At 58.7% G+C, this 23764-nt stretch carries 27 protein-coding genes and 1 other RNA gene; 15 read left to right on the forward strand and 13 right to left on the reverse strand.

Translation table 11 applies throughout. The annotated features are described in order from the left end of the window. Window positions 1-111 precede the first annotated feature (111 nt). Entirely contained in the window at window positions 112-1401 is a 1290-nt protein-coding gene (gene guaD, locus RA27_RS08460) for a guanine deaminase (protein ID WP_039536634.1), read from the forward strand. A gap of 64 nt (window positions 1402-1465) precedes the next feature. On the opposite strand, the gene RA27_RS08465 is transcribed toward guaD, so the two are convergent. The 3 genes from RA27_RS08465 to RA27_RS08475 form a co-directional block, all read right to left on the reverse strand. After that, entirely contained in the window at window positions 1466-2800 is a 1335-nt protein-coding gene (locus tag RA27_RS08465) for an 8-oxoguanine deaminase (protein WP_039536635.1), read from the reverse strand. A gap of 116 nt (window positions 2801-2916) precedes the next feature. Beyond that, window positions 2917-3708, reverse strand: a complete 792-nt coding sequence (hisN, locus tag RA27_RS08470; RefSeq protein WP_082025042.1) for a histidinol-phosphatase — start codon at window positions 3706-3708, stop codon at window positions 2917-2919. Between the two features lie 44 nt (window positions 3709-3752). Further along, window positions 3753-4124, reverse strand: a complete 372-nt coding sequence (locus RA27_RS08475) for a helix-turn-helix transcriptional regulator (RefSeq protein ID WP_039536637.1) — start codon at window positions 4122-4124, stop codon at window positions 3753-3755. A gap of 340 nt (window positions 4125-4464) precedes the next feature. On the opposite strand from RA27_RS08475, the gene RA27_RS08480 reads away from it, so the two are divergent. Then, complete coding sequence (locus RA27_RS08480; protein ID WP_039536638.1) at window positions 4465-5433, forward strand: NADPH:quinone oxidoreductase family protein; 969 nt, start codon at window positions 4465-4467, stop codon at window positions 5431-5433. Here the strand turns inward: RA27_RS08480 and RA27_RS08485 are convergent. Next, window positions 5417-6295 carry a LysR family transcriptional regulator gene (locus tag RA27_RS08485; protein ID WP_039537231.1) on the reverse strand — a complete coding sequence of 293 codons (879 nt, stop codon included), beginning with the start codon at window positions 6293-6295 and terminating at the stop codon, window positions 5417-5419. The genes RA27_RS08480 and RA27_RS08485 overlap by 17 nt on opposite strands. A 126-nt stretch (window positions 6296-6421) precedes the next feature. Here RA27_RS08485 and RA27_RS08490 point away from each other — a divergent pair, with 126 nt between their 5' ends. Next, on the forward strand, window positions 6422-6640 hold the full coding sequence (locus RA27_RS08490; RefSeq protein WP_039537234.1) for a DUF1127 domain-containing protein: 219 nt from the start codon (window positions 6422-6424) through the stop codon (window positions 6638-6640). A gap of 195 nt (window positions 6641-6835) precedes the next feature. Further along, on the forward strand, window positions 6836-7573 hold the full coding sequence (locus tag RA27_RS08495; RefSeq protein WP_039536640.1) for a Bax inhibitor-1/YccA family protein: 738 nt from the start codon (window positions 6836-6838) through the stop codon (window positions 7571-7573). A 625-nt stretch (window positions 7574-8198) separates the two neighbouring features. Here the strand turns inward: RA27_RS08495 and RA27_RS08500 are convergent. Next, window positions 8199-8705, reverse strand: coding sequence for a lipoprotein (locus tag RA27_RS08500; protein ID WP_193746481.1), 507 nt, complete (start codon window positions 8703-8705; stop codon window positions 8199-8201). A 226-nt stretch (window positions 8706-8931) separates the two neighbouring features. Next, entirely contained in the window at window positions 8932-9099 is a 168-nt protein-coding gene (gene rpmG, locus RA27_RS08505) for a 50S ribosomal protein L33 (protein WP_010441901.1), read from the reverse strand. A 378-nt stretch (window positions 9100-9477) separates the two neighbouring features. Here rpmG and RA27_RS08510 point away from each other — a divergent pair, with 378 nt between their 5' ends. Next, the gene (locus RA27_RS08510) at window positions 9478-9810 is read left to right on the forward strand and encodes a GYD domain-containing protein (RefSeq protein ID WP_039536645.1); all 333 of its coding nucleotides are present in this window, start codon (window positions 9478-9480) and stop codon (window positions 9808-9810) included. A gap of 6 nt (window positions 9811-9816) precedes the next feature. Here the strand turns inward: RA27_RS08510 and rnpB are convergent. The 5 genes from rnpB to gatC form a co-directional block, all read right to left on the reverse strand. Then, window positions 9817-10216, reverse strand: an RNA gene (gene rnpB, locus RA27_RS23115) — RNase P RNA component class A. Window positions 10217-10338: 122 nt separating this feature from the next. Next, on the reverse strand, window positions 10339-11022 hold the full coding sequence (locus tag RA27_RS08515) for an N-acetylmuramoyl-L-alanine amidase (RefSeq protein ID WP_241484022.1): 684 nt from the start codon (window positions 11020-11022) through the stop codon (window positions 10339-10341). After that, window positions 11006-11713: an excalibur calcium-binding domain-containing protein gene (locus tag RA27_RS08520; RefSeq protein ID WP_039536646.1), complete on the reverse strand. Its 708-nt coding sequence runs from the start codon at window positions 11711-11713 to the stop codon at window positions 11006-11008. Before RA27_RS08520 ends, RA27_RS08515 begins: the two co-directional genes overlap by 17 nt. Before the next feature lie 40 nt (window positions 11714-11753). Beyond that, window positions 11754-13241 carry an Asp-tRNA(Asn)/Glu-tRNA(Gln) amidotransferase subunit GatA gene (gene gatA / locus RA27_RS08525; RefSeq protein WP_039536648.1) on the reverse strand — a complete coding sequence of 496 codons (1488 nt, stop codon included), beginning with the start codon at window positions 13239-13241 and terminating at the stop codon, window positions 11754-11756. Window positions 13242-13244: 3 nt separating this feature from the next. Next, window positions 13245-13532, reverse strand: coding sequence for an Asp-tRNA(Asn)/Glu-tRNA(Gln) amidotransferase subunit GatC (gene gatC, locus RA27_RS08530; protein ID WP_039536649.1), 288 nt, complete (start codon window positions 13530-13532; stop codon window positions 13245-13247). A 224-nt stretch (window positions 13533-13756) separates the two neighbouring features. Here gatC and RA27_RS24380 point away from each other — a divergent pair, with 224 nt between their 5' ends. The 3 genes from RA27_RS24380 to RA27_RS08540 all read left to right on the forward strand — a co-directional run bounded on the left by RA27_RS24380 (window position 13757) and on the right by RA27_RS08540 (window position 15414). Continuing rightward, complete coding sequence (locus RA27_RS24380) at window positions 13757-13915, forward strand: hypothetical protein (protein ID WP_193746482.1); 159 nt, start codon at window positions 13757-13759, stop codon at window positions 13913-13915. A gap of 155 nt (window positions 13916-14070) precedes the next feature. Continuing rightward, complete coding sequence (locus tag RA27_RS08535; RefSeq protein WP_039536651.1) at window positions 14071-14634, forward strand: DUF4202 domain-containing protein; 564 nt, start codon at window positions 14071-14073, stop codon at window positions 14632-14634. A 93-nt stretch (window positions 14635-14727) separates the two neighbouring features. Beyond that, window positions 14728-15414: an SGNH/GDSL hydrolase family protein gene (locus RA27_RS08540; RefSeq protein ID WP_039536652.1), complete on the forward strand. Its 687-nt coding sequence runs from the start codon at window positions 14728-14730 to the stop codon at window positions 15412-15414. On the opposite strand, the gene RA27_RS08545 is transcribed toward RA27_RS08540, so the two are convergent. Then, window positions 15395-16048: a ceramidase domain-containing protein gene (locus tag RA27_RS08545; RefSeq protein ID WP_039536654.1), complete on the reverse strand. Its 654-nt coding sequence runs from the start codon at window positions 16046-16048 to the stop codon at window positions 15395-15397. The genes RA27_RS08540 and RA27_RS08545 overlap by 20 nt on opposite strands. Before the next feature lie 57 nt (window positions 16049-16105). Here RA27_RS08545 and RA27_RS08550 point away from each other — a divergent pair, with 57 nt between their 5' ends. After that, window positions 16106-16798 (forward strand): metal-dependent hydrolase, encoded by a 693-nt coding sequence (locus RA27_RS08550; protein ID WP_039536655.1) that lies wholly within the window; start codon window positions 16106-16108, stop codon window positions 16796-16798. Continuing rightward, complete coding sequence (locus RA27_RS08555; protein ID WP_039536657.1) at window positions 16798-17973, forward strand: M24 family metallopeptidase; 1176 nt, start codon at window positions 16798-16800, stop codon at window positions 17971-17973. Before RA27_RS08550 ends, RA27_RS08555 begins: the two co-directional genes overlap by 1 nt. Before the next feature lies 1 nt (window position 17974). Here the strand turns inward: RA27_RS08555 and RA27_RS08560 are convergent, their stop codons facing one another. Beyond that, entirely contained in the window at window positions 17975-18427 is a 453-nt protein-coding gene (locus RA27_RS08560; protein WP_039536658.1) for a nucleoside deaminase, read from the reverse strand. On the opposite strand from RA27_RS08560, the gene RA27_RS08565 reads away from it, so the two are divergent. From RA27_RS08565 to RA27_RS08585, 5 genes are all read left to right on the forward strand, one after another. Then, entirely contained in the window at window positions 18426-19304 is an 879-nt protein-coding gene (locus tag RA27_RS08565) for a pseudouridine synthase (RefSeq protein ID WP_039536660.1), read from the forward strand. The two genes, RA27_RS08560 and RA27_RS08565, sit on opposite strands and share 2 nt — an antisense overlap. Before the next feature lie 175 nt (window positions 19305-19479). Further along, a complete protein-coding gene (locus RA27_RS08570) occupies window positions 19480-20394 on the forward strand; it encodes a 5-bromo-4-chloroindolyl phosphate hydrolysis family protein (RefSeq protein ID WP_039536661.1) in 915 nt (304 codons plus the stop codon). 29 nt (window positions 20395-20423) lie between these two features. Beyond that, window positions 20424-21614 carry a toxic anion resistance protein gene (locus tag RA27_RS08575; RefSeq protein WP_039536663.1) on the forward strand — a complete coding sequence of 397 codons (1191 nt, stop codon included), beginning with the start codon at window positions 20424-20426 and terminating at the stop codon, window positions 21612-21614. Beyond that, window positions 21614-22585, forward strand: a complete 972-nt coding sequence (locus RA27_RS08580; RefSeq protein WP_193746483.1) for a DUF2927 domain-containing protein — start codon at window positions 21614-21616, stop codon at window positions 22583-22585. The genes RA27_RS08575 and RA27_RS08580 overlap by 1 nt, the downstream gene beginning before the upstream one ends. A 22-nt stretch (window positions 22586-22607) precedes the next feature. Continuing rightward, the gene (locus RA27_RS08585) at window positions 22608-23756 is read left to right on the forward strand and encodes an SPFH domain-containing protein (RefSeq protein WP_039536665.1); all 1149 of its coding nucleotides are present in this window, start codon (window positions 22608-22610) and stop codon (window positions 23754-23756) included. Window positions 23757-23764 lie beyond the last annotated feature (8 nt).

A 23764-nucleotide genomic window follows, 5' to 3' on the forward strand; every position in this document is an offset into this window, starting at 1 on the left:
CCCTAGATAGAAGAAGCAGCTACCGGAAAACAATGACAATGGTCCAATTTACCCACATCTTTCGCGCCCCTATGCTGGATGGCGGCCCCAAACAGGCGGAGAACACAGCAAATGGCGCAAAAGACGCTTTTGAAAGGGCGCGTACTAAGCTTCAACGGATCGCCGTTCGAAGCTGAGCCCACCGACGCGACCGAAGTGCACGAAGCGGTCCTCATCGAGGATGGACGCATCGCGGCTATGGGTTTGGCATCCAATCTGTCTGACACGCATCCCGACGCCGGGGTAAGAGATTACGGTGATCACCTGATCATGGCCGGTTTCATCGATCCCCATGTCCACTATCCGCAGACAGCAATGATCGCGAGTTGGGGAAAGCGGCTGATTGACTGGCTCAACAGTTACACATTCCCCGAAGAGATGAAGTTCGGTGACCCCGACTATGCCGCCGAAATCGCCAATCGATATCTGCAACTGACAACATCCCATGGCACGACAACCATGTGCAGCTTTTGCACCATTCATCCGGAAAGTGTCGACGCATTCTTTGCTGCCGCACAGCTGCGCGGGCAACGGGTGGTTGCGGGCAAAACCTGTATGGATCGCAACGCGCCCGAAGGGCTGCGCGATACTGCGCAAACCGGCTACGATCAATCCAAAGCACTACTTGAGAAGTGGCACGGGGTTGATCGGATTTCCTACGCCATCACGCCTCGTTTTTCGCCGACATCAACTCCGGAACAGCTAGAGGCGATGGGCGCGCTTTGGGCTGAGCATCCCGACTGTCTGATGCAAACCCATCTCAGTGAACAGACCGACGAAATCGAATGGGTCCGGTCCCTGTTTCCCCAGGCGCGCGACTATCTGGATACGTATGAGCAATTTGGTCTGCTGGGGGGAAACGGCCTCTATGGCCACGCGATCCATCTGGAAACCCGCGAACGTGACCGCCTGCGCGAGGTCGATGCCGGACTGATCCACTGCCCCACGTCGAACACGTTTATAGGGTCGGGTCTGTTCGACATGAATGGTCTGATCCGTGAGGGGCACAGGGTTGGCCTTGCCACCGACACCGGCGGCGGCTCGAGCTTCTCGATGCTGCGCACGATGGCCGCAGCCTACGAGATCGGTCAGTTGCGGGGCCATCCCTTACATCCGTCGCAGTTGCTTTGGCTCGGGACGGTGGGATCGGCGCGTGCCCTGCGTATGGATGATCGCATTGGAAATATCACCGTGGGTATGGAGGCCGATCTGGTGGTGCTGGACCTCGCATCGACTCCTGCCATCGCCCAGCGCGAAGCGCATTCTGACGATCTTTGGGAAGCGGTATTCCCGACCATCATGATGGGCGATGACCGCGCGATTGCGGATGTCTGGATCGGTGGGCAGAGAGTATCTGACTGATCGGAATGGGCCTTGGCCCATGCCTCCGGCGGGGATATTTTTGGCCAGATGAAGGGCGGACCCGCTATTCCGCCAACGTCCGGGCGAGCCGGTTCTGGGTTTCGATAGCTTTCGGCAGGTCGATGGTGGCGATCTGACCGTCACGGACAATCTGGCGCCCTTCGACGAACAGGTGCCTGACGCGAGTCGGGCCCGCCAGAAGCAGCGCAGCGGGGTCCCAACTGCCGGCGCTTTCGATACCTCGCACATCCCAAATCGCGATATCCGCACGTTTTCCGGGCATCAGTCGGCCACAATCCGGCCTGTTCAACACATCCGCCCCGCCGCGGGTGGCAATTTCGAGCGCTTCGCGAGCAGACATGGCATCAGCACCGTTTGCGACCCGTTGCAACAGCATGGACTGGCGCGCCTCGGCCACCAGGTTACCGCTGTCATTGCTGGCCGAGCCATCGACACCCAACCCGACGGGCACACCGTGATCCCTCATGCGGCGGATAGGGGCGATGCCGGACCCAAGCCGGCAATTTGAACACGGGCAATGCGCAACACCCGTTTGGCTGCGTGCGAACAGGTCGATCTCGGCCCCATCCAGCTTGACACAATGGGCGTGCCAGACATCCGACCCGGTCCAGCCAAGATCCTCGGCATATTGCCCGGGACGACATCCGAACTGGTCTTGCGAGTAGGCAATATCCTCATCGTTTTCCGCCAGATGTGTATGCAACATCACACCCTTGTCGCGCGCCAGAAGCGCGGCGTCGCGCATCAGGTCTCTACTGACTGAAAACGGGGAGCAGGGCGCCAAACCAATCCGGCACATCGAGCCCTCGGATGAGTCGTGATATGCATCCACAACGCGAATCATATCTTCCAGAATCGCTTGTTCCGCTTCGACCAGAGCATCGGGGGGCAAGCCGCCGTCGCTTTCACCGATACTCATCGCACCGCGTGTGGGGTGAAAACGCAACCCCAACTCGGCGGCCGCATGGATCGTATCTTCCAGCCGAGCACCGTTAGGATAGAGATAGAGGTGATCAGAGCTCAGTGTGCAACCGGAAAGCGCCAGTTCTGCCAAACCAATCTGAGCAGAGATGAACATCTCGTCGGGCCCAAAGCGCGCCCAGATGGGATAGAGCGTCCGCAGCCACCCAAACAACAACGCGTCCTGCCCACCGGGCACCGCGCGTGTAAGAGTTTGGTAAAGATGGTGATGCGTGTTCACCAATCCGGGTGTTACGACACATCCGGTGGCATCATGAACCTCACCGTTACTACTCAGACCCGGGCCGATCTGCGCAATCTTTCCATCGCGAACCAGCAGGTCGGCCCCTGCAAGCTCTTGCCGGTCATCATCCATCGTCACGATCATGTCGGCGTTACGGATCAGAAATTCTGTCATTTTAGGGCACTCCCGCATCTGCCCGTCTCATGCATGGAGTGTTAGGCTGGTGGAAAACGGGCACAAGAACCAGCCGCGTTCAATGTAAAGCGGCGACAGGGCTGCGGCAACTTGTTTTAGTATTGCTTTAGAATTTCCAGCGCAGCCGCGTGAATGTCCGCATTGGCCGCCGCGAGCGCGCGACCGCCGTTATGTGCCGGGGCACCCTGCCAATCGGTCACGATGCCTCCGGCGGCTTCGATTACGGCAATGGGGGCTTGAATGTCGTAGGCGTTCAGGCCTGCCTCAACCACCAGATCGATTTGCCCGGCAGCCAGCAAAGCGTAAGCATAACAATCCATTCCGTAGCGCGTCAGCTTTGCCCTCCGCGAAACGGCCCTGAATGCGGAGGCCTCGGTCTCGCTGCCAACCTCTGGAAAGGTCGTGAAGATGATTGCCTGGTCCAGAGATCGCGTTTCACGCGTTCCAAGCGCTGCCCGACCCATCGGCCCTTTGACAATGGCTTGATCCTTGTCACCAATGAAGCGTTCACCGATATATGGCTGATCAATCACACCAAGTGCCGGTCCGGTGTCATCACTCAGTGCAATCAGCACGCCCCATGTGGGCGTGCCGCTGATAAATCCACGCGTGCCGTCGATAGGGTCCAGGACCCAGACCCGTCCGCTTGTACCGACGCTCTGACCAAATTCCTCACCCAGAATCCCGTCTTCAGGGCGGTGCTTTGCCAGCACCGCACGCATCGCTTTTTCCGCTTCGCGATCGGCGATGGTGACAGGATCGAACCCTGAAAGACGTTTATTGTCGGTTTTCAGGTTTGACTGACGGAAATAAGGAAGAATGGCCGCCCGCGCTGCGTCGGCCATTTCCTCGGCAATCTCAAGATCACTTCGTGGGATGTTTTGCATGGCTTACCCGTGCGTCCAGCACCCCGCGAAGTCAAGTGATTGTATCAGGCGACGTCGCTCAGCACCCGGGCCAGCTCGAACAGGCGGCGGCGCTGATTTTCCGGAATCGCATAGTATGAGCGAACAAGATCAAGCGCTTCCTTGTCGCCCATCAAATCTGCGGGGACCGATTTCTTGTCGGCGTCCGTCTTCTGGGCTTCTTCCAGACCCTCGAAAAAGAAGCTGACTGGAACATCCAATGCCTCGGCAATGTCCCAAAGGCGCGACGCGCTGATCCGGTTGGCACCCGTTTCGTACTTCTGGATCTGCTGAAACTTGATACCAACTTGCTGCGCCAACTGCTGCTGGGTCATGCCAATCAGCCAGCGGCGATGCCGGACGCGTTTGCCCACATGGACATCGACGTGATGGGTCATTGGTAGTCTCCTTTACACACAAACACCTGTTCGGGAAACGGCGATAGCAGCCCTCTCCGCCAAGCTAGCGGGTTGCTGCTTAAGAACTCCCTAATTCCGGTCGTGCCCCCCGAACAGCACTATAGCGTAATATTGCCGCAATAGATTTTTTTTTCAAGTCGGTTGAATCAAGGAATGTCGACAGTGGTTTGCGGTTGTGCCGCCGAAATCGGACATCAGAGTTTCCAAATTGGGAACAGGTCGCTTCTCTTTCCCGCCATCTCCGGAGCGACGCTTACGTTTGGAATTGACAAATGTGGACGCCACGCGGCCTATGTCGGAAAAAGAGCGGAGAGCAGTGATGCAGGCATTTCGGGTCGAAACCAAAGGGGCACCTGCGCAGTTGCGCGAAACGCTGGAGGCGCCCCTCAACGACAATCAGGTCCGCATTTCAATCCGAGCCTGCGGTCTGAACTTTGCGGACCTTCTAATGCAGAAAGGGACCTATCAGGACACGCCCGAACCACCCTTTACATTGGGCATGGAGATCGCGGGTATTGTCGTTGAAATTGGAAACAATGTCACGAATCTGAAGTCGGGTGATCGCGTTGCCGTTTATTCGGGCCAGGGGGGGCTGGCCGAATCAGGTGTCTTCGACGCGGACCGGGCAATTCCTCTTCCCGACACCATGAGCTTTGAAGACGCCGCCGCGATTCAGATTGCCTATGGCACCAGCCACATCGCCCTTGAGCATCGGGCGCGCCTGCAGTCAGGCGAGACATTGCTGGTCACGGGGGCCGCAGGCGGTGTCGGTTTGACCGCTGTTGAGATCGGCAAACTGATGGGGGCCAGGGTCATCGCGCAAGCGCGGGGTCGGGACAAGCTGGCCGCAGCGCAGAAAGCCGGAGCGGACTACCTGATTGATGCGGGTGAAGACCTGCGCGCACGCGTACGCGCGCTCGGCGGAGCTGACGTGGTCTACGACGCCATTGGCGGCGACGTTTTCAAGGCTGCATTCCGCGCAACCAATCCCGAGGGTCGCATTTTGCCCATCGGCTTTGCCGGAGGGGAAGTTCCTCAGATCCCTGCCAACCATCTTCTGGTCAAGAACCTGAGCGTTATCGGCGTCTATATCGGCGGTTATCTGAAATTCCGGCCCGAGATCGTGCGCGACAGTTTCAACACTCTGTTTCGCTGGCATTCGGAGGGGCGGATCAAACCTCACATCAGCCACGTCCTGCCCCTGCAGGCCGCAGCAAAAGGCCTGGAGTTACTGCGCGACCGCAAATCCACCGGCAAAGTGGTGATTACTGTCAACTCGCCACTTTAAGTGGTTGTGCACTCGGACGGGTGAAATTCTGGCGCAGAAGATTGGCAAGCTCAGCCACATATTCCTCTCGCACCCGCTCGGCGCCATAGAGGTTGATGAACTGCACCGGCAATTCCGGAAGGACACCAGAATGATCAATCAGCTCCTGATGACCGGGCTGGGTTCCTTCCAGCAAAACACCCACCGCCAAATCGGCGCTGACAGTGGCTTCGACCGTGCGGTCGGAATCGCTGTCGATGCTCATATCCCATTCGATCCCCGCGTCATCCAGCGCGGCAGTCGCAACCGGACGGAAAATGCAGTTGCGGCAGAACCCCAGGCGCAACGGTTTTTGCCGCCACGCTGATCCGTTCAGCGCGCCCACCCAGCGAAGTGGCATATGATGCAAGGTTTCCGCACCCTCGCCCGCACCCGATTCCGTCGTCACAATCAGATCGAACCCTCCGCGTGCGAACTCTTCCTTCAATGCACGCGTGTTGGAGGTAACGAGATTCACGCTGACTCTGGGGAAACTGGAATTGAAACGCTTCAACACCCGCGGGATGAACGGGTGAACGACATCATGCGGCACACCCAGCACCACCTCGCCCTCGTAAGCCTGATCCGTCAGCCGGCCAATCACCTCGTCGTTCAGCGCGATCATCCTCCGCGCATAGGCAAGCAGTTGCTCCCCGGAGGCGGTGAGCGCAATGGTCCGGCCAGATCGATCCAGAAGTTCCAGCCCCAATAGCTCTTCAAGCCGCTTGAGTTGCATCGAGACAGCAGATTGCGTGAGATGAAGAAATCCGGCTGCACGGGTCACGCCGCCGTGGTCGGCAACAGCTACGAAAGATCGTAAAGTAGTGATATCCAGATTTCGCATTTCAATATTCCTTATGAGTTGCGTCATAAATATTCATTTCCAAAATGTGTCAGATTGCCCCATATAGATCAAGGAAATTGATTGAAGCATCGCGTTTCATCAAGCAACCATGAAAGGGCAATGATCATGACCCATATAGCCATCTCAACCCCTCAACGCATCAAACGTAAGGCAATTGGCGCACGGCTGCTTGACCTGCTTAGCCTCGCACGGCAACGTCGCACGCTCGCCCGGCTTGACGATCGTGCACTTAAAGACATTGGCATAACCCGCTCTGAGGCACGTGCCGAGGCAGCCCGCCCGGTCTGGGATGCACCCGAGAACTGGCACAAACACCTGTATTAATTTAAAAATACCGACGATTTGGCGACTTCAACCGAGAAGTCGCCAAATTTTTTGCGCGAGTCGCAAAATTTGCTGACAGTTTTGCTGAGATTTGGTCGCAAAACCCTTGAAACGGGGGCCGTACTCTCCGATATTTACTGAGAAACCGACCTGCAATCGCAGGCCGGGCCTAGAATATTGAAGGGAGACCCTTAAATGGCACAATTCGACACGATCCGGACGGCCTCCGGCGCGCGCGCTGCCGAGATTGACGAGGGCCTGCGCGCCCATATGAACAAAGTCTACGGCACAATGTCCGTGGGTATGCTGATTACCTTTGCTGTGGCTTGGGCCGTTGGCTCTAGCCCGCAGCTGCTTTCGATCTTCCGTGATCCAGTCACGCTAAGCCCCAACATCCTGGGCTGGATCGTGATGTTCGCTCCCCTCGCGATGGTGTTTGGCTTTGGCGCCGCCATCAACCGTCTGTCGGCTGCCGGTGCACAGCTGTTCTTCTATGCCTTCGCAGCTGTCATGGGCTTGTCGATGAGCTGGATTTTCGTGGCCTTCACCGGCCTTTCGATTGCACAGGTATTCCTTGTGACATCGATCGCGTTCGCGGGCTTGTCGCTCTACGGTTACGTGACCAAGAAAGACCTGTCCGGCATGGGCACTTTCCTGATGATGGGTGTGATCGGCCTTATCGTGGCCATGGTCATCAACATCTTCCTGCAATCGCCAGCGATCATGTTCGCAGTGTCGATTCTTGGTGTTCTGATCTTTGCGGGCCTGACCGCCTATGACACGCAGAAGATCAAGACGACCTACCTGCAGATGGCCCATGCAGGCGATCAGGAGTGGCTGGGCAAAGCGGCGATCATGGGGGCGTTGAACCTGTATCTGGACTTCATCAACATGTTCATGTTCCTGCTGCAGCTGCTGGGGAACAGAGAGTAAAACTGTACTCATACAAAACGCGAAAGACCCGCCTAACGCTGTGTTAGGCGGGTCTTCTTTTTTGGGGACTTGGTTGGCGGCAGAGCGTAAATTTCGATCAAACGCACAACAGATTCCGTAAAATCAGGCTGAGAAGAACAGCTTCCAAAACCCATGGCTCGCGGGAAACAGAGGCCACAATCACCCGGTGAACTTTCCCAATCGACTGCCCTCAATCTATACCGCCACCTCTGCTTTCAATGCCGATGGCGACATGCGCGGGAGCAGTCTCGATATTGTTAGGTCACAAAAGGGCCGCTCGCTGGCGCGCTGGCTGATATACGAAGTATGATCGCAATTGTCTAAAAGCGCATCTGCTCCATTCTCAGAATCAAAAGCACGAAAACGCGGTAATTTCGGGTTTCTTCATTCTGGATCGGTGCTTACGCGCTTTTGAGAGCGAAAGCTCGCCCCCGAGAAACTCTTTTCTGGTATTTGATGGCTTGCAACACCAAGCTCAGCTCTGATTTCTTACTTAAGAGCAAAAAAACCTGCCGCGATGATCGCCGCAGGTTTTGTGTTTGAATTGCCCAACCGCACCAGATGCCTCACTGCAGCGGCACGGTTCCATCGAGAGATTTTGCGATCAGCTACAGTTTAGCGGGACCGCAAAGCCCGAGCTTCGTTTTGATGATCCTTTGCCATAGACCTCTCCAGCAGGGAGGCAACCGGTAAACCGCTCGGTTTCGTTGCCGAAGATGGTACCAATGGAATTGTCGACCCTGGTGTCTCCCTCCTCGGTCCGCAAAACACCGAACAAGGTACCGTTTACACTGACCGTGCTAAGCAAGAGGTTGGTGCTCTGACCTGACATCTGAACGGCGCTGGTGTCGGTACGACCGCCATTTTCGATTGCGACCTTCGCCATCTTGGAGATTTCGGTGTGATCGGATGCGACCTGAACCGTGGGCAGTTTGGCGAGTTCCGCCGGAATGTTGGTTGCAGGCGGCACGAAGGCCACGGCGCCTTTCACGTCGGAAACCGTACGCGGTTCACCATCTATCCCGGTGAAACCAACGCCTTCGCGATTAAAGGGATCTTCGCAGGCTGCCAAAGTCAGTACAGCGATAGCGGGCAACAAGATTTTTTTCATGGCGGTCAACATTTTGGAAAGGTTACCTCAAGCGTAGCGGCAGGGTGTACGAAAATGCAAGCCGCCTGAGTCCAGAACGGTCAACTGGCTGATGCGCCCGTGCAACGCCCGCCTTCGGCGAGTCACATGATCTGTGATGGCGTGAGGGTTGCGAATTACCGGTGGCAACAAAAAAGGACCTTGCCAAGGCAAAGTCCTTTTCAGATGTTCCGATCAAGAAAGCAGATTACTTGATCTTGCCTTCTTTGTACTCGACATGCTTCCGAGCGACCGGGTCGTATTTACGAATGGTCATTTTCTCGGTCATGGTGCGCGCGTTCTTTTTGGTCACGTAGAAGTGGCCCGTGCCCGCGGTCGAGTTCAGACGGATCTTGATTGTCGTCGGCTTCGCCATGGTTATCTCCTGCGTCCGAAAAGGCAGGGGCCTTTCGGTTGAATCCTTATGAGCGTGCGCTTTTACCTGCTCATGCGCCCAAGTCAACCGGATTCGCCGCACTCGGGGAACAATTCCTGACGCTGCTTCAAGAGCAGCCGATTTGGTGCGCTCACGATTCTGTGATAGGGTCACGCCAACGCGCGAAACCAGCTTCGCGGATCGAGATAATCACCAGCCGGATGCGAAACCCGGCGCCCAAAACCACTCACATCAATAGTTACGCCCGGCTGCGACCCTGTCCGGGTTTTTCGATTTGCACGCAATCCTGCGCGCAACATGGCCATGGAACCGGCCTGTCTTGGGGTTCCGAATTAATAACCAGTAAGGGAGAGAAATATGCCTGTTTTCATTACCTATGCGTCTTATTCCCAAGATGGGGTCAAAGGAATGTTGGCGAAGCCGGAAGATCGCACCGGGCCCGTCAAGGCCTTGCTTGAGAAAGCAGGCGGCAAGCTGATCTCTTTTTACATCACCACCGGCACCAATGATGTCGTCGTCATCAGCGAACTGCCCGAAGGCAGCGATGCTGTGGCAATTGGCATGGCCGTCGCGGGTACAGGTGCGGTTGCCAGAATCGAGACCGTTCGCGCTTGGTCGGCACAGGAATTTGTTGCCGTCGCCGAGAAGGCCGCGGCACTCGGTGGCACCTACACTCCCCCGGGCGGGTAACAGGATATGCGCGGAGGGCCTGTAAGCCGGATCCTGTTCCGGGGTTGCCCCCTTCGATGACCATTCCTCTAGGCCGCGCATTGCTGCGCGGCTCGAGCTGCCAACCCGGTCCCTCTCGGCCAAGGCGTGCCTAGCGGCGGTATCGGTTCACACCGACCGGCCCGCGCGGGGACCCTATTCGGCATTGCTCCCGGTGGGGCTTGCCGTGCCACCGCTGTTGCCAGCGGCGCGGTGGGCTCTTACCCCACCGTTTCACCCTTGCCCTGGACCGAAATCCCGGGCGGTCTGATTTCTGTGGCGCTTTCCGTCGGGTTTCCCCGCCCGGGCGTTACCCGGCACCGTTGCCTTGTGGAGTCCGGACTTTCCTCTCGGGCCATGCGGCCCCAGCGGCCATCCGGCCCTCCGCGCCTGGGCTGGGTATGCTTTGGGCCGGAGGGCGTCAAGAGGAGAGCGTGCAAAGGGGCCAGCCCCTTCTTTGCCTGCGGCAAATTCATCCCCGGGATATTTTTGGCCAGATGAAGAGGTGGATCAGGTCCAGAGGGCAGCGTGACCCAATGGGGTGAAATCCGCAGGCTCAAGCGAACCCTTGGCCCATGGGCGGTATCTCAGGCGGACGGCAGCGAGAAGTTCTTCATCGTTGATATCTGCGGTGAAACCTGCATCTCGGGCTATCGCGCGGAACAGCCCGCTCAGCGGATCAGACGGCCCCTCATCATACCCCCGGCGGGCGGCCAGGCCCTGACGCTCCAGCCGCTGCCAGTCGAATCGAGCGCCGGGGTCGAATTTTCGGCCCGGCGCCATGTCTGAATGGCCAATCACACCCTTGGGCGCAATCGACCAGCGGCCCATGATATCTTTCAGAAGCTGTTCCAGTTTCGCCATCTGCACCTCAGAGAACGGATGATCACCGCGATTGTCCAGTTCGATACCGAGGGAGCGGGAGTTGATGTCTGTTTGCCCATGCCACTCTCCCGCCCCGGCGTGCCAGGCGCGATCTTCCTCGCGTACGAGTTGCCAAAGCGTGCCATCGGAACCAATCAGGTAGTGGGCTGATACCTCGGGACCGGGGTCGCAGAGGCGCTCGAGCGCAGCGGAAGCACTCCGCATCGCCGTATAGTGCAGCACGATCAGCGAGGGTTCCAGCCCGTCCCGGCGGGGGCCGAAATTGGGTGACGGGTGCCAGATAGGTGAGAGGTCAGTTGTTGACGGCACTGCGGAACGGGCTGGGGTCCCAGCTGCAGGCGTAACCGTCACCATCAGGGTCCAGCCCCTTGCGGTCGCGTTGGGGGCCGCCGTTGGACAGGAATGCGATCTGAGCCTGATCGGGCGAGGCGAATTGTGCGCAGTTGCGCTGTGCTTTTGCCTCCAGATTAAAACCCGCTCGGCTGTAGAGCTGTGTGCCCACCGGGTTAGAGGTGCTGAGTGCGTATTGTACGACGTTCGGCTGACCATCCGACCCGCGCTGGGGTACTGCGGTTGGCGCGACGACCTCATAGGTCTGGCGGTTTTGCTCGATCCGCGCGGCATCGGCGTCGATGCTGCGGCGGTTCGAAACGGCATCGAAATCCTGTTCGTCAGAAATACCGGCGTTATTGGCAACGGAGGCCGCAGGTACCGGTTTACCCGACGTGCTGGCCAGCGCAGCTGCGGTCTGGTTTGCGATATCAGCGGCACTGCCATTGTTGACTGGCGTAACTGTCCCCGCGCCTCCTTGCGCCGACAGCGGCTGCTGCGAAATCGCCTCGGGAGGCAGCAGCGGGTTCCCCGATTGCCCTTGCCCCGCCAGTTGCGCCTCGCGCTGCGCCTGATATTCCGGAGTATTGAATCCGGTTCCGGCGACAGGTGCGACGGTGTCACAAGCCGCGATAAGCCCCAGTGCGGGGATCAGAAGCAATGTACGCATTTGGCTGCTCCGTCTTCTTGTTGTTCTGCGGGTCAGAGGATTACCACCATTTACCCGGCTTGGCCACAAACCCGGCGGCAGTCTCCAGCGCATAGGCGGTGTTGAGCAGTTCACCTTCGTCCCACGGGCGCCCGATCAGTTGAAGGCCCAGCGGCAGGCCCTGCTTGTCCAGACCGGCGGGCACCGAAACGCCAGGCAGACCGGCCAGATTCACGGTCACCGTAAAGACGTCGTTCAGGTACATCTGAACCGGGTCGGCCTCGGTCATCTCACCCAGTCCGAAGGATGCGGATGGGGTCGCGGGTGTCAGGATCGCATCGACTCCGGCGGCGAAGACATCTTCAAAGTCTTTCTTGATCAGAGTGCGCACCTTGCGGGCACGGTTGTAATACGCGTCGTAGAAACCAGCCGACAGCACATAGGTGCCGATCATCACGCGACGCTGCACTTCAGGGCCGAAGCCTTCCGCACGAGTTTTCTCGTACATTTCAGTGATGCCATCGCCCTGCGCCAGATGCGCGCGGCGACCGTAGCGGACGCCGTCATAGCGGGCGAGGTTCGATGATGCCTCGGCAGGCGCGATCACGTAGTAAGCGGGCAGCGCATATTTCGTATGGGGCAGCGAGATATCGACGATTTCGGCGCCTGCGGCTTTCAACATCTCAGCGCCATCAGACCACAGCTTTTCGATCTCGGCAGGCATTCCGTCCATGCGGTATTCCTTTGGGATACCGATCTTTTTACCTTTGACATCGCCGGTCAGCATCGCCTCGAAATTCGGAACCGCCAGTTCGGCACTGGTCGAGTCCTTGGGGTCGTGGCCGCACATGGTCTCCAGCATAATCGCCGCATCGCGAACGTTCTTGGTCATCGGCCCGGCCTGATCCAGCGAAGACGCAAAGGCCACGATACCCCAGCGCGAGCAACGGCCATAGGTCGGCTTGATGCCGGTAATGCCGACAAACGCGGCAGGCTGGCGGATCGATCCGCCGGTATCGGTGCCAGTCGCGGCCAGACACAGATCGGCAGAGACTGCCGAGGCAGAGCCACCTGACGAACCGCCAGGGGTGAGTTGCGCGTCATCGTTCCCGCGCCGCCACGGGCTGACGGCGTTTCCGTAAACAGAGGTTTCGTTGGACGAGCCCATGGCGAACTCATCCATGTTCAGCTTGCCAAGCATCACCGCGCCCGCGTCGGCCAGTTGCTGCGAGACTGTGGATTCATATTCCGGCCTGAAGCCTTCCAGAATCTTGGACGCAGCCTGCGACGACACCCCCTTAGTGCAAAACAGATCCTTGATGCCGATCGGAAGCCCACACATGGATGGCGCATCACCTGCCTTGATCCGCGCGTCCGCTGCCTTGGCGCGTTCCAGCGCGATCTCGGGCGTTTTGTGGACAAAAGCGTTCAGCGCGTCGGCCTCATCAATAGCCTTGAGGCAAGATTCGGTCAGTTCAACCGAGGTCACATCACCCTTACGCAGCGCGTCGCGGGCCTCGGCCAGGCCCAATTTATTCAGATCGCTCATGTCTTACTCCACCACTTTGGGGACTGCGAAAAAGCCTTCGCGGGCGTCAGGGGCATTGGCCAGCACCTTGTCCTGCTGGTTCCCGTCGGTAACCACATCCTCACGACGCTTCAGGCGCATCGGCTCGACCGAAACCATCGGTTCGACGCCGTCGACATCCACTTCGTTCAGTTGCTCGATGAACCCAAGGATGGTGTTAAATTCGGACGCCAGCGCGGGCAGCGCGTCATCCTCGACCTTGATCCGGGCCAGTTTGGCCACCTTGGCGGCGGTGCTTTGGTCAATCGACATCGGAAAACCTCATATGCGTTAGGGGGCGTTTACCCGTCTGCCGCAGCGGTCGCAAGACCAGCGGGCTGCGGACGTGGATTCAAGCCCCGGATCGCGGCCTGCCATGCATTTTTGAATGCCTGATATGCAAATAAGTAAACCGATTAGTTCACTTTTAGCATTGAAAACTGAACCGAACTGTTCATTTCAGTAACGTGACCAAGTTAAGAAACCGGAGACAACCCATGAAAACTCTACTCCCCGCCCTCATCTTGTCCGCTGCAGTTCTGACCTCTCCCGCACTGGCTTTGGGAATTGACATGAACAACCTGACCCGAAATCTGAGCTTCCCCGAGCCCGTTTCGGAACCTGTCACCAAAGACCAGACCCGGGCTGGGAAATAACTCAGCCCGCACGCCGGATCGGCCCGCCCCCCGCCGATCCGGCGCTTTTTCCACAATTGACGGCTGTACCCGCCCCGACAAGTCGCTAGCATGGTACCAGACCACAAACCGAACCACCCGCCGGGTATCGTTCGGGCAAGCTAACGGAGCGGAATATGGGCACACGCAAGCAAGCAGTTCTGGACGCGATTGACGCGGCTAATGCACAAGACCCTCATATGGAGGACGGACAGCCATCAGAGTTGCTTTATGGCCAGCGCATGAGTGCGGAACTCGACCGGCTGTTTCCCAACGCATCGGACGCCTTGCAGATCGCCGCCCGGGGACAGCATGTGGAACGCTGGAAACTGAAACGCACAGAATACCCCGAGGGCCGTGCGGGGTATCTGGCGTGGCGCAAAGCGCAGGGCGTATATCACGCGGATGTCGTGCAGGGATTTATGGAGCAGGCCGAATACCGTGCAGATCAGATCGAAGCCGTCGGTCAGATGCTGCGAAAGCAGGGAATCAAACGCAACGCCGAGGTGCAGGCGCTTGAGGATGTAATCTGTTTCGTCTTTCTGAAATGGTATTTCGCACCTTTCGCAGCCAAACATTCAGACGAAAAGATACAACGCATCGTCGAGAAAACCGCATTCAAGATGTCTGCCGAAGGCCGGGCCCGTGTTCTGGACGAATTCGACCTGCCCGAAGCTCTGGCCGGAGCATTCCGGGACTGACACACACGACACATCTGTTAACCGTTGTTAACCGTGCGTTTACCAATTCCCGGCTTTCTATGAATGTCGCAATAGCGTTTGGACAGCTCGGTCATGCACAGATTGCTAGTTCTGCTCGGATGCCTTGGCCTTCTGTCATGCTGTCAGGAGATGCCAGCCAACGCGCCCGACGCCAGGATCATCGCGGTCGGTGATTCCCTGTTGGCCTGGAATGCCACATCGGGCAACTCAATCCCGGATGTTGTCGAACGGTCAATTGGTGAGCCTGTACTGGATCGCTCGGCATCAGCAGCCTGGCTGCGCACGGGGTTTGGCGTCGATGGCTCTCCGGAGTCCGGTGTCCAAGCTCAGTTCGTGCCCGGGGAATGGGATTGGGCGATCGTAAATGGGGGCGGCAACGACCTGATGCTGGGCTGCGGCTGTATAAGATGCGGCGGTGTCATAAGCACCATGATCTCCGAAGACGGGCAACGGGGTCAGGTACCGGACTTTCTGCGCCGGATTCGTGATGGAGGAACGCAGGTCATCTATGTCGGATACCTGCGCAGCCCCGGTCTGATTACGCCAATTGAACATTGCAAAGATGAAGGTGATGAATTCGAAGCTCGCATCACCAGACTGGCGCAGATGGAAGACGGGATTACCTTCGTCTCGGTTCAGGACGTCGCACATCCGGGCGATGCCTCGTATTTTTCATTCGATCTGATCCACCCGTCCCGCAAATCCAGCCGCATCATCGGGGAACGTATTGCTCAGATCATCAAGCAGACTCCGTCCTGACCGCACGCCGGTAGACCTCGATCATCCAACCCAGCATGATGGCATTCAGGATATGCCACATGAAATGCGTTCCCATGGACAGATACCCGCATATCGGGCCATCCAGCGCCCGAAAGGTGATGGACACGATCAGGATACATGCTCCGACCGCCAAACCGCGTGCGGTGTCCGGGGCGGTCCGGCGCAACAAGAAAGCGTAAATCAGGATCAATAGCGGGACCGGTGCGTAAGCTGAGGAATCACCAAGCCCCGGTACCAATTGAAACAGCGGGATCGTCAGCGCCGCATAAGGGATAAACAGCGCCGTCAGGCCAAGCGCGTACCTGGGGCTCAGCCCCCAGACATCGCGGTTCACCGCGTAGATGTAGACGAGAATGAAAAGCAGGATTGGCGTCGTATCCGCGACCGCAGCCCAAACCTGCGCATGGGTATGAAACAGATAGCTGCCAATTCCGATCATCGCCAGAATCGCGACCAATACCATCGCCAGCGGCGCACCCTGCCCGCGCACCCTGCGCCACATCACAAAGGCCGCAATCAGGAACGCGGCATTGGTTACCGCGTTTATCGGCTCGGCCCAATACGCGGGCGACAAGCGCTCGCAATAGCCGTCAATTTCATGTGTCCAATCCATGGATTTTTACATAGCCGATGTTAGGCTGACGCCAAGCGGTAAATGGGAGGATTCCTTATGAATATCATCTGGCTGGGACATGGCAGCTTTCGTATCGAAACCGAAGGGCAGGTTCTGTTGATCGATCCCTGGCTGACCGGGAACCCCGCTTTGGCCGAAGATCAACATGATGCGGCAGTCGCCGGTGCGACACATATCCTGCTGACCCATGCCCATTTCGACCATGTTGTTGATGTTCTCCCGCTCGCAAAACACCTGAACGTGCCGGTGGTCGGCCAATACGACCTGATGGGGTACTGGGCCGAAGCCGAGGGTCTAGAAACAGTTGGGTTCAACAAGGGCGGCACGGTGGATCTGAATGGCCTCAAAGTGTCGATGGTGCCTGCCTCGCACAGCTCGACGTTCTCTACCCCTGACGGTCTGCGCACGGGCGGCACCGAAGTCGGATATATGATCGAGACCGAAGGGCACATGGTATATGTCTCTGGCGATACGGATATCATGGCAGATATGGAGTGGATGGGGGATTACTACAAACCCGACATCGGAATCCTGTCGGCTGGCGGCCATTTCACCATGGACATGAAGGGCGCCGCCTATGCGGCTAAACGATACTTCAACTTCAAGACAGTTATCCCCTGCCATTACAAGACCTTTCCGATTCTCGAACAGTCGGCTCAGCGTTTGATCGATGGTCTGCCGGGGGTCGACGTGATCGAGCCCGAAGTGATGAAGGCGATCTCTCTCTGATGCCCGCCTCGGATTTCAGCACGCAGGAATATGCAGACCGTATCGCAAAGACCCGCGCCGCGATGGGGCAACAGGGGATTGAAACTCTGCTGATCACCGATCCGTCGAACATGGCATGGCTCACGGGTTACGACGGATGGAGCTTTTACGTGCCGCAGATGGTGATCCTTCCAGCCAACGGATCGCCACTTTGGTGGGGGCGGACGCAGGACAAGGCCGGCGCGGCGCAGACCACCTGGCTTGATGCCTCGGAACTGCTGGATTGGCCCGAAGAACATGTCCAGCACCCAGATCACCATCCGGTCGACTCGCTGGTAGGGGTGTTGCAAGAGCGTGGCTGGACATCCGGGCTGGGCGTGGAGATGGACAATTACTATTACTCTGCCGCCAGCCATCGCGTTCTGCAGCACGCGTTCGGAGAGGCCGCGCTGTCGGATGCCACCGGTCTTGTAAACTGGCAGCGGGCGGTCAAAAGCGACACAGAGGTCGACATGATGCGCAAAGCAGGACGACTGACTGCGCATATGCACGAGGTGTTGCGTGACGCCTTCCACGAGGGTCTGCCCAAAAACCGGTTGGTTGCCGAGGTTCAGGCCGCTGGTATTGCCGGGTTACCGGGGTTGGCCGGGGACTATCCGGCCATCGTTCCCATCGCCCCTTCCGGGACCGAAGCTTCGGCCTCGCACATCACATGGAACGACAGGCCGCTCAGCCTTGGTGAGGCGACCTATTTCGAAATTTCGGGCTGCTATCGCCGTTATCACTGCCCTGCCAGTCGCAGCCTGTTTCTGGGTGATCCTCCTGACGACATTCGCCGGGCCGAAGCGGCGGTACTGCAGGCAATTGAGGATGCTTTGGCTGCGGCACGCCCGGGCACGACCTGCGAGCAGGTCGCCGCCTGCGTCTACGACAGTTTTGCCCGCGCCGGTTACGTCAAAGCCAACCGCACCGGCTATCCGATTGGTTTGAGCTATCCCCCTGACTGGGGCGAACGCACCATGAGTTTGCGGCCCGGTGACACAACAGAACTGAAGGAAAACATGACATTCCATTTGATGCCTGGCCTGTGGACATCCGAATGGGGGCTGGCCATTACCGAAAGCTTTGTGGTCACCGAAACAGGCGGCGAACCCTTAGCCGACATACCACGTGAGTTGGTTGTAAAACCGGCCTGATCTATCCGCGCTGCGCTGCAAAGAACTGCTTAAGCAGCGCAGCGGCCTCATCTGCGGCGATACCATCATAAACCTCGGGCCGGTGGTGCGCTTGCGGGTGGGAAAACACGCGTGCGCCATGCGCCACGCCACCCGATTTGGGATCAGATGCGCCGTAGTACACACGTCGAATGCGTGCAGCAGCTAGCGCGGCGGCGCACATGGCGCATGGCTCCAGCGTTACGTAAAGATCGTGATCGGGCAAGCGTTCCGACCCGGCTGCCCGGCAGGCGGCACGCAAGACCAGTATCTCGGCATGAGCTGTGGGATCGTTCAACTCGCGCGTCCGGTTTCCATCAGCCGCAACAACCTGCCCGCCCGGTCCAATGAGGGCTGCGCCCACCGGCACCTCACCCCGGTCCGCCGCCGCCTGCGCCTGCTCCAGCGCCAGTTTCATGTGAGATCTGAACTCCATGCCTCTGACTGCCTCAGAAACCCGCCTTTCGCAAGCCGCCGGGATGCGTTATGGCCGAGGGATGAGCAACACCCCTCCTCCCGGCGACCGGATCGCCAAAGTGCTGGCCCGCGCCGGCGTCGCCTCGCGTCGCGAAGCTGAACGCATGATCGAAGCAGGTCGCGTGACCGTTAATGGCAAGGCGATCAGCAGCCCAGCGCTGAATGTAACAGCCAAGGACAGGATCACCGTCGATGGCAAACTGGTGTCCGAACCCGAGCCTTCACGGCTTTGGCTCTATCACAAACCACCGGGCCTCGTGACAACAGCGCGCGACGAAAAGGGGCGGAAGACGATTTTCGACGACCTGCCCGAGGACATGCCGAGAGTCATGAGTGTCGGGCGGCTCGATCTGAACTCGGAAGGCCTGCTGCTGTTGACCAATGATGGCGGGATCAAGCGCAAGCTGGAGCTCCCTTCGACCGGATGGCTGCGAAAATACCGGGTGCGGGTAAATGGGCGTCCAAAGGACGAGGATTTCGCACCTCTCCGCAAAGGGCTGGTGATTGAAGGTGAGCGGTTCCAACCGATGACAGTCTCACTGGATCGTCAACAGGGCGCAAACGCCTGGCTGACAATCGGTTTGCGCGAAGGCAAGAATCGGGAAATCCGTCGCGCCATCGAGGATATCGGTTACGTGGTGAACCGTCTTTTGCGTGTCTCTTATGGCCCGTTCCAGCTGGGTGATCTGAAACCCGGTGAGGTCGAGGAAATCCGCCGCCGTGTCATGCGTGACCAATTGGGTCTGGAAACTGAGGAACGCGGTAAGCCAGCTGCAAAACGTCCCTCCTGGCCTCAGCGCAAAAGACCGGCCATCGGCAAGAAACCTCGCAAGTGACGCGGGTTAAGCAACCTTCCCCCTAGCGCCAAGCCCTCGCATCGCCTAAATTTTCCGTGACAGCCACAGTTGGGGGGCACCATGTCCGGGACCGGAGTACAAAAATTGGCCTATGCAGCGCTGCTGGTGCTGTTGTTCGGCGTCTGTACCGGTGTGCTGGGGGGCTTGTAAGGACATGGCCAAACGGTTCGGCGGGAAATTCAGCCCTCAGGGAGCGCCCTCAGATCAGGATCAACCCGCCCGCGGGCAGTTCGACGGGGCGCGGGTCGAACCGGCGGGCGCGCGTGCGAATGTGCTGTTTGTCCCGGCAATTCCGCTGGTTTTCTTATCCCTGAATGACGGCGCGATCGGCATGACCATCGGCTTGGTTGCGGCGGGGCTGTTAACGGCGGCAGCGTTTCTGCTGCGCGAAGGCTTGCGCGCCGAAGCCGCCTATAATGCCAAACGTTCGGCACGCCGACCCGCCTTTCCCCGCAAGATATTCTCCAGCGTCCTGACGGGCCTCGGCGCGGCTTTGGCCTCGTACCGGACTGAGTTTCTGGATGCCGAAACTGCTGCGCAGGCCAGCCTGCTGGCACCGGTTCTGTTTGGCGTCGTCGCGACAGCGCTGCATTCCGTGTCCTTTGGCCTGGACCCCATGAAGGACAAGGGCATGGAGGGCATCGACACCTTCCAACAGGACCGCGTTGCGCGTGTTGTCGAGGATGCAGAATCCCATCTTGACCAAATGACGGACGCGATCAAACGGGCCGGAGACCGGCAGATCGAAGCACGTGTCGAGCGGTTTCAGGACACCGCCCGCGATCTGTTCCGAACGGTCGAAGAAGATCCGCGCGATCTGGCGGGAGCGCGAAAGTACCTGACGGTCTATCTGCAAGGTGCGCGCGATGCGACGGTGAAATTTGCAGATGTCTACGCCCGCACCCGCGACGCACAGGCGCTGGCTGACTATTCGGCCCTGCTGGATGATCTGGAACAGAATTTCGCGGCCCGGACGCGAAAAATGCTATTGGATGACCGCAGTGATCTGACGGTTGAAATTGATGTGCTGCGCGACCGGTTGCAGCGCGAAGGCGTCCGGTTGGACTGACCGGCTATTATATGAGCGAGGATTACCCCATGTCCGACAAGGTCAAAAACAAAGCGGTTGAAGCCGAAACGCTGGTACAGGAAGTCACGGCCGTTGCCCTGCCCGAACCACAGGCCGAGATCGTCCCCCTGGAAGAGGCCGACGAACCGGTTGGCGCCGAAATCCGAAAGCGGATGGGCGAGATCGACATGGGCGACACCAATTCGATCGTCTCGTTCGGCTCATCCGCGCAGGCGGAACTGCAGGAAATCAGCCAGGCGATGCTGGCCGATGTCCGCAACAAGGACGTAGGGCCAGCGGGCGACAGCCTGCGCAACATCGTGACGACGATCCGTGGCTTCTCGGTCAGCGAGCTGGATGTTCGCCGCGAGCGGAGCTGGTGGGAAAAGCTGTTGGGCCGCGCCGCGCCGTTCGCCAAGTTCACAGCGCAGTACGAGGATGTACAAAGCCAGATCGACCGCATCACCGACGATTTGCTTGGACATGAACATACGCTGCTCAAAGACATCAAATCACTTGATCTTTTGTATGAAAAGACGCTGGAATTTTACGACGAACTGGCGCTCTATATCGCGGCGGGTGAGGAAAAGCTGACTGAACTGGACAGCCACGATATTCCTGAAAAAGAGGCCGAGGTTCAGGCCGCGCCAGAAGATCAACAAGTAATGAAGGCGCAGGAGCTGCGCGACCTGCGTGCGGCACGCGACGATCTGGAACGCCGGGTCCATGACCTGAAACTGACCCGTCAGGTGACCATGCAGTCACTGCCCTCGATCCGGTTGGTGCAGGAAAATGACAAGTCGCTGGTGACAAAGATCAACTCGACCCTCGTCAACACCGTACCGCTTTGGGAAACGCAGCTTGCACAAGCCGTCACCATCCAGCGCAGCGCCGAGGCCGCCGCGGCTGTGCGCGACGCAAATGATCTGACCAACGAGCTGCTGACCTCGAACGCGGCCAACCTGCGCGAGTCCAACAAGATGATCCGCGAGGAAATGGAGCGTGGTGTCTTCGACATCGAAGCCGTCAAACAAGCCAATGCGGACCTGATCGGCACCATCAATGAAAGCTTGGCGATTGCGGACGAAGGCAAAGCCAAACGCGCCGCAGCCGAGGAAGAATTGAAGAAGATGGAGGCCGAATTGCGCGATACGCTCGCCTCGGCCAAGGCGCGGCAGGACGGGATCGGCGACAATGCCGGAACGGCCGTCCCCGGATAATGGGAATAGCGGGCGTGCGGCCAGTTCATCGCGCTAGAACTGCAGTATTGGGATTGTCGCTGCTGGCTTTGGCTGGCTGCGATTCTGCGTTAACCACGTCCATCGTTCCCGAGCCGCGCCCGGCCCCGCCGCAGGGGCTGAGCAATGCGTATCAGGCGCCTTCCCCGGCCAGCCTTGACCTTGCGCGCTATTACGAAGGTGTTCAGAACAACCTGTTGACACGTGGATTGCTGCGAACGGATGGGGGCGGGCCAGACACGCCATACGACGCCGACGATCTGGCACGAAACTTCGAAACCATCGCCTTTTACAATGAGTATCCCGGGCAGGCGGTTTCGAGCGGCAGCGGTCGTACCAGCCGACAGCTCAGCCGCTGGTCCGCGCCGGTGCGTATCCAACCCGAGTTCGGCCCCTCGGTCGCGCCTGACGTGCGTCAGCAAGAGGCAGCCCGTATCGATGCCTATGCGAACCGTTTGTCTCGGCTGACCGGCCATTCGGTCTCGACCACAGCGCGGAACGCGAATTTTCATGTCTTTGTGGCCGGTGAAGATGACTCCGCTTACGTTCAGGCCCGGCTACGGCAACTGATCCCGGGCATCGGACAAGCGCAACTGGACCTTTTCGACAACCTGCCCCGCTCCTTCTATTGCTTCGTGTTCACGTCGGCTTCGAACAGCACACCGCAGACATACACCCGCGCGGTTGCCCTGATCCGGGCAGAACACCCGGATCTGGTGCGCCTGAGCTGTATTCACGAAGAGATTGCGCAAGGATTGGGACTGCCCAATGACAGCCCCTCGGCGCGCCCGTCGATCTTCAACGATGACGACGAGTTTGCCTTGCTCACCAGCCATGACGAGAAGCTGCTGACCATTCTGTATGACCCGCGCCTCAAGCCGGGCATGACCGCGGACGAAGCCCGCCCGGTGGTCCGTATCATTGCACGTGAATTGATGGGGCAGTCGCTCTGACCCCGAAGACAGGAGAAATCCAATGGGAATATTCGATTTTCTGACCGGAGAATTCATCGACGTCATCCACTGGGTCGACGATACCCGGGATACTATGGTCTGGCGGTTCGAACGTGAGGGCCACGAGATCAAATACGGTGCCAAGCTGACTGTGCGCGAGGGTCAGGCTGCGGTGTTCGTGCATGAGGGTCAACTGGCGGATGTCTTCACGCCGGGTCTCTATATGCTCGAGACCAACAATATGCCAATCATGACCACTCTGCAGCACTGGGATCACGGGTTCCAATCGCCTTTCAAGTCCGAGATATATTTCGTCAGCACCACCCGTTTCAATGATCTGAAATGGGGCACGAAGAACCCGATCATGCTGCGCGACCCCGAGTTTGGCCCGACCCGCATCCGGGCGTTCGGGACCTATACGGTGCGTGTGAAAGATCCGGCGAAATTCCTGGTTGAAATCGTCGGCACCGACGGCGAGTTCACGATGGACGAGATCAGCTTTCAGATTCGAAACATCATCGTTCAGGAGTTCAGCCGCGTCATCGCCGGGTCTGGGATACCGGTTCTGGACATGGCCGCAAACACCGCTGATCTGGGCAAGCTGATCGCGGCCGAGGTCTCACCCGTTCTGGACGGGTACGGGCTGGAGATGCCCGAGTTCTACATCGAGAATATCTCGCTGCCGCCTGCGGTCGAGGCGGCTTTGGACAAGCGGACCTCGATGGGGTTAGCAGGCGATCTGGGGAAATTCACGCAGTATTCCGCAGCCGAGGCAATGACAGCAGCGGCCAACAACCCCGGCCAAGGCGGCGGCATGGGTGCCGGTCTTGGGATGGGAATGGGTATGGCGATGGCGCATCAGATGTCGAACATGGCAGCGGGTCAGCCGCGCGGCCCATGGGGCGGTTCCGCACCCGCTGCTCCGCAGCCGTCAGCGCACGCCGCCCCGCCGCCACCTCCGCCCGTTGAACATGTCTGGCACATTGCGGTGGATGGTCAGACCAGCGGACCGTTCTCCAAAGCTAAAATGGGTCGTATGGCAACGGAGGGTGAGATCACACGCGATACGCATGTCTGGACTGCCGGTCAGGATGGCTGGAAAAAGGCTGGCGACGTTCAGGAACTGGCGCAGTTGTTCACGATCCTGCCACCTCCGCCACCCGGTGCCTAAACGGGCGG

The organism is Ruegeria sp. ANG-R, from assembly GCF_000813985.1.
Lineage (GTDB): Bacteria > Pseudomonadota > Alphaproteobacteria > Rhodobacterales > Rhodobacteraceae > Ruegeria.

Bases quoted from the DNA above. Each gene is read 5' to 3' on its own strand.
- guaD (WP_039536634.1), top strand. From the start codon at position 112: ATGGCGCAAAAGACGCTTTTGAAAGGGCGCGTACTAAGCTTCAACGGA.
- RA27_RS08465 (WP_039536635.1), bottom strand. From the start codon at position 2,800: ATGACAGAATTTCTGATCCGTAACGCCGACATGATCGTGACGATGGAT.
- hisN (WP_082025042.1), bottom strand. From the start codon at position 3,708: ATGCAAAACATCCCACGAAGTGATCTTGAGATTGCCGAGGAAATGGCC.
- RA27_RS08475 (WP_039536637.1), bottom strand. From the start codon at position 4,124: ATGACCCATCACGTCGATGTCCATGTGGGCAAACGCGTCCGGCATCGC.
- RA27_RS08480 (WP_039536638.1), top strand. From the start codon at position 4,465: ATGCAGGCATTTCGGGTCGAAACCAAAGGGGCACCTGCGCAGTTGCGC.
- RA27_RS08485 (WP_039537231.1), bottom strand. From the start codon at position 6,295: ATGCGAAATCTGGATATCACTACTTTACGATCTTTCGTAGCTGTTGCC.
- RA27_RS08490 (WP_039537234.1), top strand. From the start codon at position 6,422: ATGACCCATATAGCCATCTCAACCCCTCAACGCATCAAACGTAAGGCA.
- RA27_RS08495 (WP_039536640.1), top strand. From the start codon at position 6,836: ATGGCACAATTCGACACGATCCGGACGGCCTCCGGCGCGCGCGCTGCC.
- RA27_RS08500 (WP_193746481.1), bottom strand. From the start codon at position 8,705: ATGAAAAAAATCTTGTTGCCCGCTATCGCTGTACTGACTTTGGCAGCC.
- rpmG (WP_010441901.1), bottom strand. From the start codon at position 9,099: ATGGCGAAGCCGACGACAATCAAGATCCGTCTGAACTCGACCGCGGGC.
- RA27_RS08510 (WP_039536645.1), top strand. From the start codon at position 9,478: ATGCCTGTTTTCATTACCTATGCGTCTTATTCCCAAGATGGGGTCAAA.
- RA27_RS08520 (WP_039536646.1), bottom strand. From the start codon at position 11,713: ATGCGTACATTGCTTCTGATCCCCGCACTGGGGCTTATCGCGGCTTGT.
- gatA (WP_039536648.1), bottom strand. From the start codon at position 13,241: ATGAGCGATCTGAATAAATTGGGCCTGGCCGAGGCCCGCGACGCGCTG.
- gatC (WP_039536649.1), bottom strand. From the start codon at position 13,532: ATGTCGATTGACCAAAGCACCGCCGCCAAGGTGGCCAAACTGGCCCGG.
- RA27_RS24380 (WP_193746482.1), top strand. From the start codon at position 13,757: ATGAAAACTCTACTCCCCGCCCTCATCTTGTCCGCTGCAGTTCTGACC.
- RA27_RS08535 (WP_039536651.1), top strand. From the start codon at position 14,071: ATGGGCACACGCAAGCAAGCAGTTCTGGACGCGATTGACGCGGCTAAT.
- RA27_RS08540 (WP_039536652.1), top strand. From the start codon at position 14,728: ATGCACAGATTGCTAGTTCTGCTCGGATGCCTTGGCCTTCTGTCATGC.
- RA27_RS08545 (WP_039536654.1), bottom strand. From the start codon at position 16,048: ATGGATTGGACACATGAAATTGACGGCTATTGCGAGCGCTTGTCGCCC.
- RA27_RS08550 (WP_039536655.1), top strand. From the start codon at position 16,106: ATGAATATCATCTGGCTGGGACATGGCAGCTTTCGTATCGAAACCGAA.
- RA27_RS08555 (WP_039536657.1), top strand. From the start codon at position 16,798: ATGCCCGCCTCGGATTTCAGCACGCAGGAATATGCAGACCGTATCGCA.
- RA27_RS08565 (WP_039536660.1), top strand. From the start codon at position 18,426: ATGCCTCTGACTGCCTCAGAAACCCGCCTTTCGCAAGCCGCCGGGATG.
- RA27_RS08560 (WP_039536658.1), bottom strand. From the start codon at position 18,427: ATGGAGTTCAGATCTCACATGAAACTGGCGCTGGAGCAGGCGCAGGCG.
- RA27_RS08570 (WP_039536661.1), top strand. From the start codon at position 19,480: ATGGCCAAACGGTTCGGCGGGAAATTCAGCCCTCAGGGAGCGCCCTCA.
- RA27_RS08575 (WP_039536663.1), top strand. From the start codon at position 20,424: ATGTCCGACAAGGTCAAAAACAAAGCGGTTGAAGCCGAAACGCTGGTA.
- RA27_RS08580 (WP_193746483.1), top strand. From the start codon at position 21,614: ATGGGAATAGCGGGCGTGCGGCCAGTTCATCGCGCTAGAACTGCAGTA.
- RA27_RS08585 (WP_039536665.1), top strand. From the start codon at position 22,608: ATGGGAATATTCGATTTTCTGACCGGAGAATTCATCGACGTCATCCAC.